General features: G+C 58.4%; 20 protein-coding genes and 1 tRNA gene. 7 read left to right on the plus strand and 14 right to left on the minus strand.

Going from position 1 to position 18,751, the window contains the following annotated elements; all coding sequences use genetic code 11:
• The 8 genes from ACTG34_RS10655 to ACTG34_RS10690 form a co-directional block, all read right to left on the minus strand.
• Nucleotides 1-255 (minus strand): 2'-deoxycytidine 5'-triphosphate deaminase domain-containing protein (locus tag ACTG34_RS10655; RefSeq protein WP_439104906.1); only part of this gene is annotated, 255 nt, incomplete at its 3' end.
• A gap of 95 nt (nt 256-350) precedes the next feature.
• A tRNA-Pro gene (locus ACTG34_RS10660) sits at nt 351-427 on the minus strand.
• An 88-nt stretch (nt 428-515) separates the two neighbouring features.
• On the minus strand, nt 516-1,739 hold the full coding sequence (locus ACTG34_RS10665) for a MerR family transcriptional regulator (protein WP_439104907.1): 1,224 nt from the start codon (nt 1,737-1,739) through the stop codon (nt 516-518).
• Between the two features lie 14 nt (nt 1,740-1,753).
• A complete protein-coding gene (ihfA, locus tag ACTG34_RS10670) occupies nt 1,754-2,053 on the minus strand; it encodes an integration host factor subunit alpha (protein WP_439104908.1) in 300 nt (99 codons plus the stop codon).
• A 137-nt stretch (nt 2,054-2,190) separates the two neighbouring features.
• Nucleotides 2,191-3,165, minus strand: a complete 975-nt coding sequence (locus tag ACTG34_RS10675) for a beta-ketoacyl-ACP synthase III (RefSeq protein ID WP_439104909.1) — start codon at nt 3,163-3,165, stop codon at nt 2,191-2,193.
• A 23-nt stretch (nt 3,166-3,188) separates the two neighbouring features.
• Nucleotides 3,189-4,328, minus strand: a complete 1,140-nt coding sequence (gene plsX / locus ACTG34_RS10680; RefSeq protein ID WP_439104910.1) for a phosphate acyltransferase PlsX — start codon at nt 4,326-4,328, stop codon at nt 3,189-3,191.
• A gap of 21 nt (nt 4,329-4,349) precedes the next feature.
• Nucleotides 4,350-4,556 carry a 50S ribosomal protein L32 gene (gene rpmF, locus ACTG34_RS10685; protein ID WP_074906205.1) on the minus strand — a complete coding sequence of 69 codons (207 nt, stop codon included), beginning with the start codon at nt 4,554-4,556 and terminating at the stop codon, nt 4,350-4,352.
• Between the two features lie 233 nt (nt 4,557-4,789).
• Complete coding sequence (locus ACTG34_RS10690) at nt 4,790-5,365, minus strand: YceD family protein (RefSeq protein WP_439104911.1); 576 nt, start codon at nt 5,363-5,365, stop codon at nt 4,790-4,792.
• A gap of 90 nt (nt 5,366-5,455) precedes the next feature.
• Here ACTG34_RS10690 and ACTG34_RS10695 point away from each other — a divergent pair, with 90 nt between their 5' ends.
• Nucleotides 5,456-5,929 (plus strand): outer membrane protein assembly factor BamE, encoded by a 474-nt coding sequence (locus ACTG34_RS10695; protein WP_439104912.1) that lies wholly within the window; start codon nt 5,456-5,458, stop codon nt 5,927-5,929.
• Between the two features lie 58 nt (nt 5,930-5,987).
• Here the strand turns inward: ACTG34_RS10695 and msrB are convergent, their stop codons facing one another.
• Nucleotides 5,988-6,395 (minus strand): peptide-methionine (R)-S-oxide reductase MsrB, encoded by a 408-nt coding sequence (msrB, locus tag ACTG34_RS10700; RefSeq protein ID WP_439104913.1) that lies wholly within the window; start codon nt 6,393-6,395, stop codon nt 5,988-5,990.
• A 176-nt stretch (nt 6,396-6,571) separates the two neighbouring features.
• Here msrB and ACTG34_RS10705 point away from each other — a divergent pair, with 176 nt between their 5' ends.
• From ACTG34_RS10705 to ACTG34_RS10730, 6 genes are all read left to right on the plus strand, one after another.
• Nucleotides 6,572-7,345: a GNAT family N-acetyltransferase gene (locus tag ACTG34_RS10705; RefSeq protein WP_439104914.1), complete on the plus strand. Its 774-nt coding sequence runs from the start codon at nt 6,572-6,574 to the stop codon at nt 7,343-7,345.
• Between the two features lie 75 nt (nt 7,346-7,420).
• Complete coding sequence (locus ACTG34_RS10710) at nt 7,421-9,238, plus strand: ABC-F family ATP-binding cassette domain-containing protein (protein ID WP_439104915.1); 1,818 nt, start codon at nt 7,421-7,423, stop codon at nt 9,236-9,238.
• Nucleotides 9,239-9,304: 66 nt separating this feature from the next.
• A complete protein-coding gene (locus tag ACTG34_RS10715; RefSeq protein ID WP_439104916.1) occupies nt 9,305-9,733 on the plus strand; it encodes a DUF1499 domain-containing protein in 429 nt (142 codons plus the stop codon).
• 58 nt (nt 9,734-9,791) lie between these two features.
• Nucleotides 9,792-10,841, plus strand: coding sequence for a peptide chain release factor 1 (gene prfA / locus ACTG34_RS10720; protein WP_439104917.1), 1,050 nt, complete (start codon nt 9,792-9,794; stop codon nt 10,839-10,841).
• Nucleotides 10,838-11,710, plus strand: coding sequence for a peptide chain release factor N(5)-glutamine methyltransferase (prmC, locus tag ACTG34_RS10725; RefSeq protein ID WP_439104918.1), 873 nt, complete (start codon nt 10,838-10,840; stop codon nt 11,708-11,710). The genes prfA and prmC overlap by 4 nt, the downstream gene beginning before the upstream one ends.
• A gap of 253 nt (nt 11,711-11,963) precedes the next feature.
• A complete protein-coding gene (locus tag ACTG34_RS10730; RefSeq protein WP_439104919.1) occupies nt 11,964-12,605 on the plus strand; it encodes a DUF4167 domain-containing protein in 642 nt (213 codons plus the stop codon).
• Between the two features lie 130 nt (nt 12,606-12,735).
• Here ACTG34_RS10730 and rsmA read toward each other — a convergent pair whose 3' ends face one another.
• The 5 genes from rsmA to ACTG34_RS10755 form a co-directional block, all read right to left on the minus strand.
• A complete protein-coding gene (rsmA, locus tag ACTG34_RS10735; protein ID WP_439104920.1) occupies nt 12,736-13,578 on the minus strand; it encodes a 16S rRNA (adenine(1518)-N(6)/adenine(1519)-N(6))-dimethyltransferase RsmA in 843 nt (280 codons plus the stop codon).
• Nucleotides 13,575-14,558, minus strand: a complete 984-nt coding sequence (gene pdxA / locus ACTG34_RS10740; protein WP_439104924.1) for a 4-hydroxythreonine-4-phosphate dehydrogenase PdxA — start codon at nt 14,556-14,558, stop codon at nt 13,575-13,577. Before pdxA ends, rsmA begins: the two co-directional genes overlap by 4 nt.
• 21 nt (nt 14,559-14,579) lie before the next feature.
• A complete protein-coding gene (locus tag ACTG34_RS10745; RefSeq protein WP_439104921.1) occupies nt 14,580-15,848 on the minus strand; it encodes a peptidylprolyl isomerase in 1,269 nt (422 codons plus the stop codon).
• An 86-nt stretch (nt 15,849-15,934) separates the two neighbouring features.
• On the minus strand, nt 15,935-18,100 hold the full coding sequence (locus ACTG34_RS10750) for an LPS-assembly protein LptD (protein WP_439104922.1): 2,166 nt from the start codon (nt 18,098-18,100) through the stop codon (nt 15,935-15,937).
• A partial coding sequence (locus ACTG34_RS10755) for an LptF/LptG family permease (RefSeq protein WP_439104923.1) occupies nt 18,100-18,751 on the minus strand: 652 nt, incomplete at its 5' end. The genes ACTG34_RS10750 and ACTG34_RS10755, both read right to left, overlap by 1 nt.

Below are 18,751 nucleotides of genomic sequence, written 5' to 3' on the forward strand. Positions count from 1 at the left end.
CACGACATAAACACAGCCCTTTTCAAGGACAGCGCCGTCCGTAAGGTCGATCTGATGCATTTCGAATTCAGAAAGCCGGTCATGGACCGTGCGTTGGTCGCCAGTGAGGAACGAGGCGCGTACCCGCCATGCGCGGTTGCCCAATCGCAAATCAAGAGACGCAGGTTGCACCTGAGCGTCGATCACCGGCACAGTGGCGCGAATGGCCCCGCTGTCGATCATCTCGCGAATTGCACTATCAGCCAAAACACCCATGTCACGTCCCCCGATACGGTTTTACACCGCTTAACGCAAAACCGCCCGCAAGCAAAGGCTTAGAGCCATGCTGACGGGCGGTTTTGAGGGTTTAGTGGTCGGGCTAGCAGGACTCGAACCTGCGACCTTCCGTCCCCCAGACGGACGCGCTACCAGGCTGCGCTATAGCCCGAACTGGGACTTTCATAAGGATTTTGGCGACAGGAGCAAGGGTGAAATGCCCGAATTCTCAGGTGAGGCAAAGATTTATCGGCTCGGCGTTACTCAGCGTGATCAAGGCGCGCGCGTAACGCCTGTGCGCGCTCCAACAGGGATGCCAAAACGGTAGGATCGACGGCACCAAGGGCTACGCGCGAGCGGTGCACCGCTGCATGCGTGACACCCTCGGAGTCCAACAGATCGTCGGGCAAATCAATTGGCGGTTCTATCAATGATGGGACGTCAACGGGATCTATTGGCGCAAAGGCGTCAGGGGCATCCACTGGCGTGGCATCTGCCGCGTCAGTATTGGGCGCGATCGGATCGGTTTCTGGCTCAAAATCTGCGAGAGGCGTGGGGGCGTCTGGCGCAATCGCCGGTTCATTGCGGTCCGCGCGGTCTGTGCGATAGGGGTCCGCTTTCTCCAACACGGCTGAAATTGCGGATAGAGGCTCATGTGTTGGCGCGTGTGTCGGCGCGGGCGGGCGCGGCTCGGATGCTATGACATCCTCTTTGGCCACGGGCACGGCATCCGTTGGCTCAAATACTGCGGGCGTTTCGATCTCGTCGTGATCAACCTCGGGCGCAGGATCTAGAACAGGGTCTGGCTCACTGACCAAGGAGATTTCATCCTCAATGTCATCCGCCACGGGATCAAAGTCAAACAGGCTGATTTGATTGTCTATGGGCGCGACTGCGTCGACTTCACCCTGCTCGGCCTCGTCACTCTCGGCAGGGCTGTCAGCGGGCGCATCGGTGATGGCCGCGTCCTCGTCGTCGCCAATGGCCTCACCCTGTGTATCAGACACGCTCATCGGTGCGCCGAGCAGGGTCTCGATCGGGGCCGTAGTGGACGTGTCTGGCGCTAAAATTGGATCGTTTGCGCGCGAAAAGGGCACCACTGTTGGGGTCGTCTCGGTATTTTCGGGGGCTTGTGGCACATCAAGCGCCATTGGCGCGGGCGCAATCACATCAGATTCGGACGCGTCAACGGCGTCTGGTGTGTAGCCTTCGATCTCCGGCGACATCGCGGAGATATGTTTAACACCATGTTCACGCAGCAGCTTTTGCACGCCACGAATGGTCATTCCATCGTCATGCAACAGCTTTTTGATACCGCCAAGCAGGGACATGTCGGCAGGCCGATAATACCGCCGCCCACCTGCACGTTTCACGGGTTTAATCTGTGTGAACCGACTTTCCCAGAACCGCAAGACATGCGCGGGCGTGTCAAGCCAATCTGCGACTTCGCTAATCGTGCGAAAGGCGTCAGGCGATTTTTGCATGGGAATTCCGAGCCTTAGCGCTTGTTGCCTGCGGCGACGCGATCTTTCATCAGATGCGAGGGACGAAAGGTCAACACGCGGCGCGCAGGGATCGGTGCCTCATCGCCAGTCTTTGGGTTGCGGCCAATGCGCTCGGATTTTGCACGCACGGAAAAGGTTCCAAACGACGAAATTTTGACAGATTGGCCTTTGACCAATGCATCGGACATGTGTTGCAACACGCTCTCGACCAGTTGCGCAGATTCGTTGCGGCTCAGGCCAACTTCGCGAAAGACAGCTTCGCTCAGATCCATACGTGTCAAAGTTTTGCTCATAACTCTCCCCCGAGGTTGTTTTCCTGACACTGGCAGGTCACGAACCGTCCGTCAATATCAATGACTTGCGCAGTGCAGCGCAGGCGATGTTTTGCGAATATTTTAGACGCTGCGGCTGATGTGTTGGTGGTGGTGTGCTACCAGCGCAACACGACAGCGCCCCACGCGAGGCCGCCACCGATGGCTTCGGCCACACACAAATCACCCTGTTTGATCTGACCGCGGGCTTTGCCAACGGACATGGCAAGCGGGATCGAGGCGGCGGAGGTATTGCCGTGATCTTGGACCGTCACCACGACTTTTTCCATCGGCAGGCCAAGCTTTTTCGCCGTGCCTTCGATGATGCGGATATTGGCCTGATGCGGGACGACCCAATCGACGTCTTGGGGGGCGATGCCCGCACGATCCAAGGCCGTTTCGGCGGTCGAGGCCAGTTTCTGCACGGCTTGGCGGAACAAGGCGTTGCCCTGCATCCGCAATTTTCCGGAGGTGCCTGTGGTGGATACACCGCCATCAACGAACAACATCTCGCGGTAGGCGCCATCTGAATTGAGGTCGGTCGACAAAATACCGCGATCCGCACTTGTACCCGTGCCCTCTTGGGCCTCGAGAACCAAGGCGCCCGCACCATCACCGAACAACACGCAGGTGCCGCGATCCTCCCAGTCCATGATGCGCGAAAAGGTTTCGGCACCAATCACAAGGATGCGTTTGGCCTGACCCGAAACGATCTGAGCGTTGGCATTGGACAGCGCAAAGATGAAACCGGCACAGACCGCTTGAACGTCAAAGGCAAAACCTTGTCGCATGCCCAATTCGTTTTGGACCATCGTGGCCACCGAGGGAAAGGTGAGGTCGGGGGTGGACGTGGCGACGATCACCGCGTCAATGTCCGCAACCGTGAGCCCCGCATCGATGAGCGCGTTTTTCGCCGCTTCGGCCCCCATCATAGATGTGGTTTCGCCCTCGGCGGCAAAATGGCGGCGTTCAATGCCGCTGCGCGTGCGAATCCATTCGTCTGTGGTGTCGAGCGTTCTTTCGAACTCGGCGTTTTCCACAACGCGTGTCGGAAGATAGTGGCCAACGCCTTTTACAACTGCCCGAACCGTCATGCGCGCTACTCTCGTTCTTGTTTTTATGGTTGGTCGTCAGTTTGCGTTGAGGCTGCAGCAGATGCAACCCGTGCGGCCAATCGATCGGTAAATCCGGTCGCGGCCAATTCATACGCAAGTTTGATTGCGGCAGACACGCCTGTGGCATCCGCCGACCCGTGAGATTTCACAACCGCGCCTTTGAGGCCCAAAAACACACCGCCGTTCACGCGGCGCGGGTCGATTCGCTTTTGCAAACGGCGCAGCGAGGTGAGCGCGAGCAGGGCGGCAATCCGTGACAACGGCGTGGCTTTGAATGCGGTTTTGAGTGAGTCGCCGACGAATTTCGCGGTGCCTTCGCCCGTTTTAAGTGCCACATTGCCCGTGAACCCGTCCGTGACGATCACATCAACCTTATCGGACGGAATATCGCCACCTTCAACGAATCCCACGTATTCGTAAGACCCGATGCCCGCAGCTTTTTCGATCATCTCGTGGGCCACTTTGAGTTCTGCGCGGCCTTTGTGCTCTTCGGTGCCAACGTTCAACAGGCCCACGCGCGGACGCTCAAGGCCAAGACCATTGCGCGCGTAGGATGCGCCCATCATGGCATATTGGAGCAAATCTTGTTGATCGGCGCGAATATCGGCACCCACATCAAGCATGACGTTGAACCCGCCCGCATTGCGAGAGGGCCAAAGACAGGCAATCGCGGGGCGATTTACCCCCTCCAACTTACGCAGTCGGATCATAGATGTCGCCATGAGCGCACCGGTATTGCCGCACGAGACAACCGCCTGAGCCTCGCCATCGCGCACAGCATCAATGGCCGAGCGCATGGAGGTATCCGTACGCCGCATCGCCATGGAGGGTTTTTCACCCATCGTCACAACGCCCGTGGTGGCGCGGATTTCAACGCGATTTTTTAGGTTTTTTCGCTTTTTGAGCAGTTTGGTCAGCTCCGCCTCGTCGCCGTGAACGATAAAGTTCAGGTTCGCATTCTTGGCGGCAGAACGCGAAATACCGGCGACTACTGCCGCCGGTCCGCTATCCCCTCCCATCGCATCGATGGAGAGCGTGACTTTTGTCCCGATGAGAACACCCAAACGTCCTTTGGCTTCGCCATCAGCTGCCGCAAGGGCCGGTGAGGAGGAGGGAAGGGGCGATGTGGGTTGGTCGCTCATCGGGTCGGCACCAAAAGGTGCTTATGCTGCGTCGTCGTCGAGATCGATCTCGTCGGCTTGTGCAATTACTTCACGGTCTGCGTAAGTGCCACATGCGCCACACACGTGGTGGGGACGCTTGAGCTCGCCGCAAGACGGACATTCGGTGGGGTTACTTGCAACCAGTGCATCATGCGAACGACGCATGCCGCGACGGGAACCAGTAATCTTACTTTTGGGGACAGCCATGTCACAACCTCGGTAGATGGGGGCGATTGCCCCGATTTGCGGACCATTCGGCCCCTCATGAGCGGACCAAAAGGCCCAGTGTTCGCGGGCCAGTTGGCCCAGTTCGCGATCCTCGCGGGCGCTGCGCATTGGCTGCGCCGCAAGCGAAAATCGTTCACGTAAACGAGGCCGGGAACATACTCGGAATCGTGTATGTTGCAACCCCTTTGTTCACGGGACTTTCTTTGGTCCTTCTAGTCGTCTTTTTCCAGCTTGTCACGCAGTGCTTTGAGGCCGGCAAAGGGCTTTACGTCATCATCCGTCAGGGCGTCTTTGCCGCTTTCGGTGAATTGGGTACGGACAAGTTGTGCACCTTCTGCACGCGGATATGCGGGCAATGCAAGAGCCAGCGCCTCAATCGCCACGTCCGTGAGAGACAACTCCGCCGGTAGGGCTTCGCGGGTGTCATCCTCGGGCATTTCGATTTCTGAATCGCCCTCGGCGGTCTCGTCGCCCTCCATCTCGGTGAGGTGCGACAGGTAGCTGCGCTCCACAGGCTCGTCGAGGCGCGTCACCACGGGATGCAATGTGGCCACACAGGGTTGGGTGACGGTTGCGCCGATCTCGCCCGTGAGATGCCAATCGCTTTTGCCAATCGGGGTGAGGGTGCCGCTAAAGCGCAGCTTTCGCAATCCGTCAAGCCCAAGCGTATCCGCCACGCTTTGCATATGCTCCGCCGTGGGGTCCAGTTTGAATTTATGGGGCCGTGAAGCACTCAGATCGCTCAGGCGCACAGGCACCCCCCAATGTGTCAGTCCGGTTTTAGACATGTGAAGCCTCCTTGATCGTTCGGCGGTGTTTCTATAAGCCGAATATGAGGCGCGTTCGCGCATTACAAGAGCGAAGAGGCACGAGGGCATATGTATAAGCGTCCAGATCACATTTCCATGACACGTCTGATCCGCGCATGTGTTGCGGTCGCGGCCATTGCCGTATTGAGCGCCTGTGTGGCCCAGACCCGCAATCACGGCTATGTGCCATCAGAGGCCGAGTTGGACCAGGTCACGGTTGGGACAGACACGATGCAGACGGTGGCAAGTTCTATTGGTCGCCCAAGTGCCGAAGGGCTTTTGGATGCCACAGGGTGGTATTACGTGCGCTCACAGTTTCAGACCCTTGGTGCGTTTGCGCCAAAAGAAATTGACCGTCAGGTCGTAGCAATCTCATTCGACGCAAAAGGTGTCGTGAGCAATGTTGAACGGTTTGGCCTGTCTGACGGCCGTGTCGTGGCCTTGTCGCGGCGTGTGACAACCGCGAATACGCGCGGTGTGACGTTCCTTCAGCAGTTGTTCGGCAACCTTGGCCGGATCGATACCAGCTCATTGCTGCAATAGCGCTCCAAATTGATCCTGAAAAAGATCGCGGCCCTCATGTGGCCGCGATCTTTTTTATTTAGGCTTTCGCGGTGTTGTCACTGGGATGAAAGCGGATCGATACGCCGTTGATGCAATAGCGTTGTCCCGTGGGCTGTGGGCCGTCATCGAACACATGGCCCAGATGGGCGCCACAATCGTCGCAATGCACCTCGGTGCGGATCATGCCGTGGGTGGTGTCGCGCGTCTCGCCAATGGGCGCATCGCTTTTGGGGGCGTAAAACGCGGGCCAGCCACAATGGCTTTCATATTTGGTCTCTTGGGTGAACAGGGCCGCACCGCAACAGGCACAGGTGAATATCCCCGGCTCTTTTGGGAAGCCTTCGTGAGAGTATGGGCGTTCGGTTCCGTGTTCGCGGGTGACGCGGTAGGTCTCTGCATCCAACTCTTCACGCCATTGTGCGGCGGTTTTGGTGACTTTAGTCATATTCGTCTCCCTCATGTGGTTGGTCTAAAGATATGGCGCGCGGTCTGGCGGGCAAGGGGCATTTCACCTAAGTGGTGTCATATGAACGTGACACTTGCGTGTGATAGTGTGCGGGCACATAGTGATCCATGCCGCGCGCGTGCCGTGCGTGCCAATCAGTGAGGGCGTGTTTCGCCATGTTTGCGGCCGTATTTCCAGCAATCTCTGCGCGCAAAGGGCGTTTCACTGTGCGCTTTGCCGCCACGTCTGCGGATGTCGAGGCCGCACAGCGCTTGAGATACCTCGCGTTTGTAACGGCGCGCGGGCAACGCGGGTCAGGTAGCGGATTGGACCGCGACGATTTTGATACCCTGTGCCGTCATGTTCTGATCGAAGAGCGCAAAACGGGGCAGCTTGTGTGTACTTACCGCTTTCAGGACTTTCAGTGCGGTGGTGATCTGTCGCGCAGTTACTGCGCCCAGTATTATGACCTAGACGCCCTTGCGCGCTATGAGGGTCGTATGATGGAGGTGGGGCGTTTTTGCATTCACCCCGACTGGCAAGACGCCGATGTGTTGCGCATCGCATGGGCCGCGATGACCGCCTATGTCGACGCAAGCGGTATTGATCTTCTGTTCGGGTGCTCGAGCTTTGAGGGGACGGATTGGATGGTGCACGGCGATGCCTTGGCCATGCTCAAACACCGCCATATCGGCCCCAAACACTGGTTGCCAAAGATCAAAGCTCCCAATGTGTTCAAATTCGCCGCCCGTTTGCGCCGCAAGCCGAATGCCAAACGTGCGGCGCGGGCCATGCCGCCCTTGCTCAAAACCTACCTGATGATGGGCGGCTGGGTATCCGATCACGCGGTGGTGGATCGTCAGTTGGGCACGATGCATGTGTTTACGGGCGTTGAAATCGCGTCGATTCCCGATGCCCGCAAAAGACTGCTGCGCGCGGTCGCTATGTGATTATTTGCGTCCCATCGGCGTTATGCGTGTCGTGGCAGGTTGACCTTTCTCGCGGGCGCGGCTAGCGGTTTGCGCATGGCACGTGCACCCCTTCTCCAGATCTCCGACATCTCGCTGACATTCGGCGGTGATCCCGTATTTGCGGGGCTTAGCCTCGTTGTCCAAGAGGGCGACCGTGTCGCGCTTGTTGGCCGGAATGGCTCGGGCAAGTCCACCTTGATGAAGGTGATGGCGGGTCTGGTTGAGGCCGATAGCGGCTCACGCGTCCTTGGGCCTGCGACTTCCGTGGGCTACATGGACCAAGACCCGAAAATGGACGGGTTCGAAACCTTGGGTGAATTTGCCGCTTCGGGGTTGGACCCCGCCGAGACTTATAAGGTCGACATGGTCGCCGAAGGGTTGAAATTCAATCCGGATGGCTTGATCGCGACCGCATCGGGTGGGGAGCGCCGCCGCGCTGCTCTGGCCAAGCTTTTGGCCGAAGCGCCTGAACTCATGTTACTCGACGAGCCGACCAACCACCTCGATATCGAGGCGATTGCGTGGCTTGAAAACGAGCTAAAGACGACAAAGACTGCGTATGTTCTGATTTCGCACGACCGTGCCTTTCTCAATGCGCTAACCCGTGCCACATTGTGGATCGACCGTGGTGCCGTGCGCCGCCAAGAACAGGGATTTTCCCAGTTCGAGGAATGGCGCGACAAGATTTGGGACGAAGAGGACCAAGAGCGCCACAAGCTAAACCGCAAGATCAAGGCCGAGGCCCGTTGGGCCGTCGAGGGTATTTCCGCCCGCCGCAAACGCAACCAAGGCCGCGTGCGCGCCCTCGCTGAATTGCGCGAGACCAAGGCGGGCCAGATCAAACGCCAAGGGACGGCGGCGATGGAATTGGAAGTGTCTGAGACCTCTGGCAAGCGCGTCATTGAGGCCGAAGGGATTTCAAAAGCCTTTGGCGAGCGCACGTTGCTGCGCGATTTCTCGATCAAGGTTGGCCGAGGGGATCGCATTGCCTTTGTCGGTCCAAATGGCATCGGCAAAACAACCCTGCTCAAAATGTTGACGGGCGAATTGGAACCGGATTCTGGTACGATCAAGCGCGGCACCAAACTGGATATGGCAGTGTTTGATCAGACCCGTTCAAACCTGCGCGAAGATTTGTCTTTGTGGGAGGCGATGACCTCAGACAAGGATATGCGGGTTTCGGGCAAAGCCGATCAGATCATGGTGCGCGGCACGCCCAAGCATGTTGTGGGCTACCTCAAAGAGTTCTTGTTCAATGAGGCCCAAGCGCGCGCGCCCGTGGCGTCCTTATCCGGGGGTGAAAAAGCCCGCTTGCTCTTGGCCAAAATCATGGCTGCGCCGTCGAACCTTTTGGTTCTCGATGAGCCGACCAACGATCTCGACATTGAAACGCTCGATCTGTTGCAAGAGTTGCTCACCGATTTTGAGGGCACGGTTTTGTTGGTCTCGCACGACCGTGACTTTATCGACCGCGTGGCGACCCAAACCATTGCGATGGAGGGCAATGGCGAGGCGACTGTCTATCCGGGTGGGTGGTCCGACTACATTCGCCAACGCGGCGATCGCAGCGTGGCAAAGGCCGAGACAAAATCCGCATCGAAATCATCGTCCAAAGCGAACGCGGCCCCATCGTCCAAGGACGCGGGCCTTTCATTTACCGAAAAGCATCGCCTAGAGGTCTTGCCCGCTGAAATCGCACGGATTGAGGCGGAAATTGCCAAGCTGGGCGAGCTGATGTCTGACGCCGATTTGTTTACGCGCGAACCGGTGAAGTTTGCCAAAGCCTCCGACATGCTGATCGAACGTCACAACGCGCTATCGGATGCCGAAGAGGAATGGTTGGCCCTTGAGGAAAAGGCTGCGCAGGCCTAACGCGCTGTTCGTGTGGACCTTTGGGTGCGCCTGTGCGAGCCTGACGCGCAACGATAGGAGCGTAACATGAAATTGTTGCTATTAAGCGGCCTTGGAGCTTTAGCGTTGCTTGTCGGTTACATTCGATTGGCGCCCACAGATGCGGCGCGGTGGCACATTGATCCGTTTGTGGCCGCCGACCCTGCGCCGGGCGGTGCACGGGATGCTTTTCAAGCCGATATAGCCCCCTCGCAGGTGCTCACGCGTTTGGCGCGTGTGGCCGAGGCGACCGCGCGCACACGTTTGATCGCCGGATCGATTGAAGAGGGGCGCATGACCTACATGACGCGCTCCAAACTCTGGGGATTTCCCGATTTCACCACCTTTGAGGCGCGCGCAGGGCAAGACGGGCAGGGTGCCGATGTTGCAATCCTTGCGCGACTGCGCTTTGGCTCTAGCGACATGGGCGTGAACGCGGCACGGATCGCCGCATGGCGCGCGGCGGCGGGCTTATGATAGTGTTTAGGGTGAAACCACTTGACCGCACAGGCGTTCGCAGGCAACACATCTCGCCATGATACCACAAGACAGATTATACCAGATCATCCAGCGTTTCGAATACCTTGAGGCCGCGATGTCACAAGGCGAGGGCGATATTGCCGCCCTTGGCCGCGAATATTCCGAATTGCGCCCCGTTGTCGAACAGGTCCGCGCCTACCAAGGGCTGTTGGCCGATCTTGACGAGGCACAGGTCATGCTGGCCGATCCCGATATGAAAGAGTTGGCGGAGGAGGAAATCCCCGCGCTCAAAGAGCAGATTCCAGCCGCCGAAGAGGCGCTTCAACTTGCGCTTTTGCCCAAAGATGCGGCGGACAACGGATCGGCGATCTTGGAAATCCGACCTGGGACAGGTGGTGATGAGGCCGCACTGTTCGCGGGGGATTTGTTGCGGATGTATCAACGCTACGCCGAGGCGCAGCGCTGGACATTTGAGATCATCGAGATGCAGGAGGGCGAGGTTGGCGGCATTAAATCCGTCACCGCCAACGTGCAAGGGGCCGGCGTCTTCGCTCGCCTCAAATTCGAGAGCGGCGTTCACCGTGTGCAGCGTGTTCCAGAAACCGAAAGTCAGGGGCGCGTGCATACATCTGCGGCGACAGTCGCGGTTTTGCCCGAGGCCAAAGACGTCGATATCGATATCCAAGCCAATGACATTCGCATTGATACCATGCGTGCGTCTGGGGCGGGCGGACAACACGTCAACACCACGGATTCGGCGGTTCGGATCACGCACTTGCCCACGGGTATTATCGTGGTGTCGGCTGAAAAGTCGCAACACCGCAACCGCGAGATTGCGATGAATGTGCTCAAGGCGCGGCTCTATGATATGGAGCGCCAAAAGCTCCATGACGAACGCTCGGCGACACGCAAAAGCCAAGTCGGCTCTGGCGATCGCTCCGAGCGCATTCGCACCTACAATTTCCCGCAGGGACGCATGACCGATCACCGGATCAACCTGACGCTCTACAAGTTGGACGCGGTGATGAACGGCGATCTTGACGAGCTGATCGAGGCACTGATTTCGGATCATCAATCCACTCTTCTGGCGGAGATGGAAGGGTGACACACCCTCCTGCGCGCACCGTACAAGCGGCTCTTATTGCGGGGACAAAGCGGCTCGTGCAGGCGCAGATAGACGGCGCGCCGCGCGATGCGCGGGTGATTATGGCGCATGTGCTTGGCATTGCTTCGGACCGCCTCACGCTTGTTATGCCCGACGAGATATCAGGTGCGGTTGATCTGGCATTCGAGGCGGCGATTGATCGCCGGATTTTGCGGGAACCTGTGTCGCATATTCTTGGGCGGCGCAATTTTTACGGGCGTGATTTTATCGTGACGCCTGACGTGCTAGATCCGCGTCCCGAAACCGAAATCCTTGTACAAGAGGCGCTCGCACTGCCGTTCACTTCGGTGCTTGATCTTGGTGTAGGGTCGGGGGCTATCTTATTGACATTGCTACTTGAACAGCCGTTGGCAAAAGGGGTCGGGACCGATGCCTCACCCGCAGCACTTGAGGTTGCCGCGCGCAATGCGCAGGCGCTTGGCGTGGCGACAAAGGCGCGGTTTTTGCATGCGGACTGGTTTGCGGGGGTCACGGGGACATTTGATCTGATCGTCTCCAACCCGCCGTATATTGCCCACGACGAGATGTCAGGACTTGCGCCCGAATTGGGGCATGAGCCCCGCATGGCGTTGACCGATGAGGCGGATGGATTGACGGCCTACCGCGCCTTGGCCGCAGGTGCGCGCGCCCACCTCGGGCCGCGCGGACGCCTTGTGATGGAGATCGGCCCGACACAGGGCAGCGCGGTGTGTGATCTGTTGCTGGCACAAGGGTTCAAAGGCGTGCGGGTCATCCGCGATCTCGACGGGCGCGACCGTGTGGTGCGCGCACAGGTGCCAAACCCACATCCGCGCAATTTTGAGAAATAACGCGGATTTCCCCCTAAATCGTTGCGAAATACCGCGCATTTAAACATAAATTATGGCTTTGGTGGAAAAACGTCTTGTAAAGTCAGGCGGTATGTGGTGATTGAAAGAGTGTTCAGTGGGCCGTTTGACCCCGATCACACCTACCCGAATAGTGTAGCCTCGCACCGCTCTTTTCCGAGCGCTTGAGACGCACCAAGTGTATGGCAAGCGCCACCGATCATAATCGGCGCATTTAGGCTCAAAAGGCAGATACATGAGATCTACGAAAAATCGCTCGCGGTCAAAAAACAACCGTACCCGTTCCAATACTGTTGGTAATGTTGTAAACCGTGTGTTCGATAGCTCCGGACCTGAGAGCCGTGTGCGCGGCACGCCGCAGCAAATCATTGATAAATACAATCAGTTGGCAGGCGATGCTCATTTGAGCAATGACCGTGTTGCCGCTGAAAACTTCCAACAACACGCAGAGCATTACGTGCGCATGTTGGGTGAGGCTCAAAAAGAGCTGGATATCCAACGTGAACAGCAAGAGCGCGAACGCGAAGAACGTCAAAAGCGTCACGACGACGAGCGTGCGGAGCGCGAAGAGCGTCAAAAGCGCCATGATGAAGAGCGTGCAGAGCGCCAACGCAAGCAAGATGAGCGCAACGCCGCAGCCCCTGTGGCGGGCGAAGGGGATCAACCTGATGTCGGGTTCGATGCACCCGCGCGCGAGACGCAAGACGGTGAGGCCAAAGACAGCGGCTTGGTGGCGACCCCTGAGCAAGAGGCAAAGCCGAAACGCCCACGCGCGCCGCGCAAACCGCGCGCACCACGTCAACCTAAGCCTGAGCAATCCACAGAAGAGTCGCAAACACCGACACCACGTGGAGATTCCTCGGAAGCTGCTGAATAGCTTTAACGTGATCGCGATGCACCATGGGTGTGTCTGACATAACAAAACGCCCGCGCCCCTTTGGAGGCGCGGGCGTTTTTGATTGTTCACGTGTAGCACAGGGTGTGGCGCACGCGCGGGACGCGCGCGTTTACCCCTTGGCCACTTCGCGGGCCAAGGCGCACCATCCTTCAATGGGGACTTGTTCGGCGCGGTCGGTGGGTTTGATCCCTGCTGCCACAAGGCGGTCTTGGATATCTGCACCAACGCCTTTGAGGGACGCGCGTAGCATCTTGCGGCGCTGATTGAAGCCTGCGGCCACAATACGTTCCAACACCTGCGGGTCGGCGTCAAAACGGGGGGCGGCAAGCGCCTCGAAATGGACCACGGCAGAGTGCACTTTGGGCGGTGGGCTAAAGGCCTCGGGGGGCAGTTCCATCACAATATGCGGGGTGGCCCGCCATTGGCTCAGAATTGCGAGGCGGCCATATTTCTTTGATCCTGGCTCGGCGACGATCCGTTCGGCCACTTCCTTTTGGAACATCAGCGTGAGCGAGGTCCAATAGGGGGGCCACTCTTTGGGCGTCAACCACCGCACCAGCAACTCGGTGCCGATGTTATAGGGCAGGTTGGAGACAACGCGCACAGGCGGCGTCAAACGGTCCAGCGGGTTGAGCGTTAGCGCGTCGGCGTTGATCACCTCAAGGCGGTTCGGATAATGCGCGGAAATCTCGGCAAGTGCGCCCATCACGCGGCGGTCTTTCTCTACGGCAAGGACTTTGCGCGCGCCCTCCGCCAAAAGTCCACGCGTCAAACCACCCGGACCGGGACCGATTTCAAGCACATCACACTTGCTCAAATCTCCCGCTTGTCGCGCGATCTTTGCCGTCAGATTGAGGTCGAGCAAAAAGTTTTGCCCCATGGATTTCTTCGCAACAAGGTCGTGTTGCTCAATCACATCGCGCAGGGTTGGTAGTCCATCAAGGGCACTCATTTGGTTGGGCCTTTCGCGCTTGCATGCGCCATGTGCCACGCCATGTCGAGCGCCGCGATTAGGGACGTGGGATCGGCCACGCCGGTGCCTGCGATATCAAACGCGGTGCCGTGGTCGGGAGAGGTGCGGATAAACGGCAGGCCAAGCGTCACGTTGACACCGCCCGCAAAGTCGATGGTCTTGATCGGGATCAGCGCTTGGTCATGGTAGGCGCAAATCGCAACATCGTAGCCGTCACGGGCTTTGGCGTGAAACATCGTGTCGGGGGGCATCGGACCTTTGAGCGCGTAGCCTTCTGCCTTGAGGCTTGTGATCAAGGGGATCATCCAATCGCCTTCTTCGTGGCCCATGGCCCCACCTTCGCCCGCGTGCGGATTGAGCCCCGCAATGGCGATGCGCGGGTTGGAAATGCCCCAAAACCGTTTGAGATCGGCGGCGGTGATGCGGATGGTTGCGTCCAAAAGATCGGGTGTAAACGCGTCCGGCACATCTTTGAGGGCGATATGGATCGTCGTTGGCACCACGCGCAATTGTGGACAGGCGAGCATCATCACCACGCGGTCAACCCCGCCCAGATGTGCGAGAAATTCGGTATGACCCGGATAGGCAAAGCCAGCCCCATCTTGGAGGACTTTCTTGTTGATCGGTGCGGTGCACACGGCGGAGGCTTTACCAGATCGTACAAGAGACACGGCGCGGCCAATCACATCGACAACCCCTTGTGCGTTGGCGTGATCGGGAGTTCCGGCCTGTGTTGGGCGCGCAAAGTCGTGGCGCAAAACGGCAAGGCGCCCCGTGGGGACATGCATGGCCTCGGCGGGATCATCGATCTCCACAATGTCGGTGGTGCGGGGCAGGTGGCGCGGATCGCCGATCCAAAAGAACGGCACGCGCCCCTCTAGGTTGGCGGCCGCTTTGAGCGCCAGTTCGGGGCCAACGCCCGCGGGTTCGCCGCAGGTTAATGCGATCGGTGCAGGCACGCCCGTCATGGCAAGTGCTCCTTATTTGTAGGTGATGACCGCGTCAGCCTTCAACTCGGACAGGTAGCTGTCTGCGAGGGCTGTCAGGCGTTTTCCCTGAAGGGTGTTGCGAACAGTCTCGCGGTCGGCGGTGCCCGTTTCGGCAAAATTACGACCGCACATCATCAAGAATACCAAGGTTTGTCCATTGGCGCGGGTGAGGGCGGTCGAAATTTCGCCTGTGTCCAGTTTGGCAAGCTCGACCGCAACATCGGTTGGAATATCCGCAAAGGCAAGCGTGTCAATCTCGAGCGTGCTTTCTGGCTCGCCCTTGGCTATGCCGTAGAGATCATCACAGGTGTCGACTTGCGCCGCGACTTTTGCCGCGCGTGTTGTCGCCGCCTCTGAGCGTCCGCCCGCAATGTAATAGGCCGCGTATTCAATCGATGTGGGGGTCGGTGTTGCAACGTCGACCTCTTGCAGGCCGCGCAGCTGAAACAGGCCGATGGCGTTGGCGGTTTGTAGCGGGGCCGTGATGCCGCCCGTGGTCAGCGATGATATGGATGATTGCAACGCGGGGGGGAGATTGCCCAGCGGCACCCAATCAAGGCGGCCACTTTTGTCTTTGCTTGGTGCCACGGAATAGGCGCGCGCGGCGGCGGCAAAGGCCGCTACTGTGGGCTTGGCCGTGATGTTGGCCGCAAGGCGTTCAGAGGCTGCGCGCTCGGTGGCATCGCGGGCGGGCAAGAAGATTTCAGACAACAAAACCCGCAAGCCGCCAGATGGCCCGTTTTGTTGCAGCGCGCGGTCAATTTCCGCTTCGGAGATCGTAACTTTGGAGGCAAAACGCGCGCGGGCATAATCGCGCCACACGATACCAACCGTGACAAAGTCGCGAAAGCTTTCATAGGCCACGCCGCTCTTGGCGAGAAAGGCGAGCAATTCGTCACCCGACAGGTTACCGCGTGCGGCGAACTCTTCGATGCCCGCTTTGATCCCTGCATCTGTGGCGACAAGGCCATCACGGCGCGCTGCCGCGATTTGTAAGCGCTCGTTGATCAGAGCCTCGCGTGCAACGCTCTGCGTGGCGCCCCCGCCAATCGCGGTCATCAACTTGATCCGCTGATCAACCTCATAGCGTGTAATAATCTGGTCATTGACCTGCACAACGGGGGCAAACAAGTTTTGGGCCTCAGCCGTGCGCGGTGCCAACGTTGCGGTCATAAGAGAAACGGCCAGTGTGGCGCATATCACCATGCGTGAAAAACGGCGCTGTGTGTGGCTCTCGCGGTCGTGCACTGTGCGTGTCATACTCACCCTCATGTCTTTGCTCTGGTCGTTCGGTCGGTTCTTCTTAGTGCGTTTCGCCTTTCGGGCCAAGCGGATTGCGCGGCTCATTATGGCATCACGCCACAGCTGCGGCGCGCACGTTTACCCGTATCGCCAAAGGCGCCAAACCCGATCTTTAGCGAATAGGTCGTATCGGGGTCTAAGGCCGCAGTATCGGTGTAGCGATGCGACACACCCAGTACCACCTTTGTGCATTCATTCTGGAAAGTGAGGCCAAGACCCGCCGAGTTCGTCAGATTATCAATAAGATCGTGGCGCAGGTCGGCCTCGGCACTCCAATAGGAGGACAGCTTAACGCCGCTTTCGAGGCGCAGCTCGTTGATATCGGCCTCACGTCCGGCACCTGTATCCGCTACGCCATAGGCATGCGTGCCCGACACAGAGTAGCCGTCACGCGATAGCCCGAACCGCGTCTCCCATGAGGATAACTCAAGAGACGCATCAAAAATACCGCGCGACACCACGTCAATGCCGGTATCAAATGTCGCAAAGCCGCCCACCACCCAGTTGACGCCAGACCCGAGCAAGGATGTGGTGTCCGAGGGGTTGATCTCTTCGACGCGTCCCAAGGTCAGGCCATACTGCGCTGTGGTGGCCATAGATGTGAAGCGCAGACCCACTGCGGAACTTGCCCCCGATCCCGAGCGGTCATATCCCGGAAAGCGGGTCAGATTGAGCATGTTTCCCTCATCAAGCTCCAACAGGGTGCTGTCGGAGTTGGGAATATCGCCGCCGTAGGTTTGGGCCCACCCAAGCTGTGCAAACGGCTCGACGATTTGGCGCGCGCCACCTGCCGTAGTGCGGACCATCGGATAGCTGATCAGGGCCGATGTCTGCGGCGTCACCCGTGCCGTTGCCGTCTCGTAATCACTGTTTTGGCGAATGGTATAAAGATTGAGGTCAAGGCCCGCGTCCGCCTTTAGCCGTACACCCGATTGGGTGGTGAGGCTATGCGCCCACCCCAAAGACCCGCCCAAGCGCAACACATCCATGCCGCCCGCCGTTGTTGACAGGGCCGTGTCCACGTCCGAGCGGCGCAAAAATCCCGAGGCCGATAAGCCATAGGTCAAGGTGCCTGGTAGCCGGTCAAACTCGGTACTTTTGGTATAGGTGGCCTCCCCCAAGACAAAGGGGATTGTATCCTTGATCGCGATCTCGGATTCGCGCAAGCTGCGCGATGTGATAACAGCTGCATCAAACCCGCTGTCGGCGTCAAACCGTGACACTGTGACGTTGGATCTCAACCTGTCCCCTGAATATATATCATAATCAATAAGGTAGGTGATATCTGAGGTCAGGCGTAGATCCACGCCAAGCGTATACCCGCCCGCAACGTCCCATGCGCCATTGGCGAATATATACCCGCGCAGCCCGTCCGATATCGCGTCCGATGTCACAGCACTCTGGACTGTCAAATCGCCGGTGACAAAGGCTTGGCGGTAGCCGAGTTTGAGTGTGCGGGTCTTGGAGGACACGAACGGAGCAAGTGTCAGATCGCGGTGGTCGCCAAGTTTGATAAAATAAGGGATTTCAGCCCCCCAACCGAGCGTGGTGGAGTTGTGCAAGCTTGGAATCATAAACCCTGTCGCGCGTTTGAGTGTCGGGTCGGGAAGGCGCAGTTGCGGAAGATATGCGATCGGAACACCTGCCACGCGAAACTGTGCATCCGTGAAATAGACTTGCCTGTCTTGATTGTCGTGAATGACCTTGCGTGCGCGAATTTCCCATAGCGGGGTAGGATTTGTCGCGCACACCTTGCACGCGGATGTGACGGTATTGCTCAGCTGGGTGTAGCGCCCGTCCACGACATCAATCTGTGTACTGGCCAGTTGTAGCTGTTGATCAATGACCAAGCGAGCCGAGGTCAAAATCCCGTTGCGCAGATCGGCGTCCAATTGCGCCGCTTGGGCATAGATGACGGTTTTCCCCTCAGGATCGCTCAGACGGATCGGCCCCTCAATCGACAAGGCCCCGCTGGCGCGGTCATAGCGGATCGCACCAGATGTGAGATGCACATCGCCATAGAATATTTCGACATGTCCGACAGCGCGCAGCGATGTCCCGTCAAACGCAACCGAGTCTGCGACAAGTGTGGCTGTGGGGGCCGTTTGGGCGTAGGCCACTGATCCGTGTGGCGCCAAAATGTTAACGGCCGCGCCAGATATCCCGATCAAGGATAGACAGGCCGCACGTAAAACCCTGCGCGACACCATTACCCGTCCTCCAAATGCAATAACAACGCCGTTGCGGCAAGGATGACGGCCACAGGCGCACCCCACGCCGCCAAGCCAATCGGAACCTCTCCGCTTTGCCCAAGGATACTAGCGAAGTTGCGCAGAAAGAAAAACAGGAAGGCGAGCAATATTGCGATCAACACCCGCTTGGCCGTGCCCCCCAGACGCGTGTGCCGCATCGTCAGCCCCGCAGCAATCAAAACCATGGCGACGAAAGATAGCGGTAGCGCAAGTTCACTTTGCAGCCACATCTTATAAGAGCGCGCCGAAAAACCGGAGGCTTCAAGTTTAGAGATATAAGCGGGTAGATCCCAAATATTGACTTCTTTGGGCTTGCCAAACCGGTCGCGTATTTCATCGGTCGATAGCTGTGTGGGCAAGGTCATCGTCGCGTGTAGGGTCGCGCCCGCTTCGGGGTTTTGCGTCCCTGCATCGAGCGCCCAGTGCTTTGCATCGGTGAGCATCCAATTGCCCTGTTCGATTTGCGCCTGATCGGCCTCAATGCGAAATTTCAACTTGCCACTGGTCTCAAACCCCAAAAACGTCACATCTCTCAGGATCGAGGCGTCGAAATTGGAACGTGATGCACGGATGACCGTTTGGCCGCTATCGTCCCCCTCGCGCAGCCAA

The sequence above is a fragment of the Celeribacter marinus genome (assembly GCF_965656515.1).
Taxonomy (GTDB): Bacteria; Pseudomonadota; Alphaproteobacteria; order Rhodobacterales; family Rhodobacteraceae; genus Celeribacter; species Celeribacter marinus_D.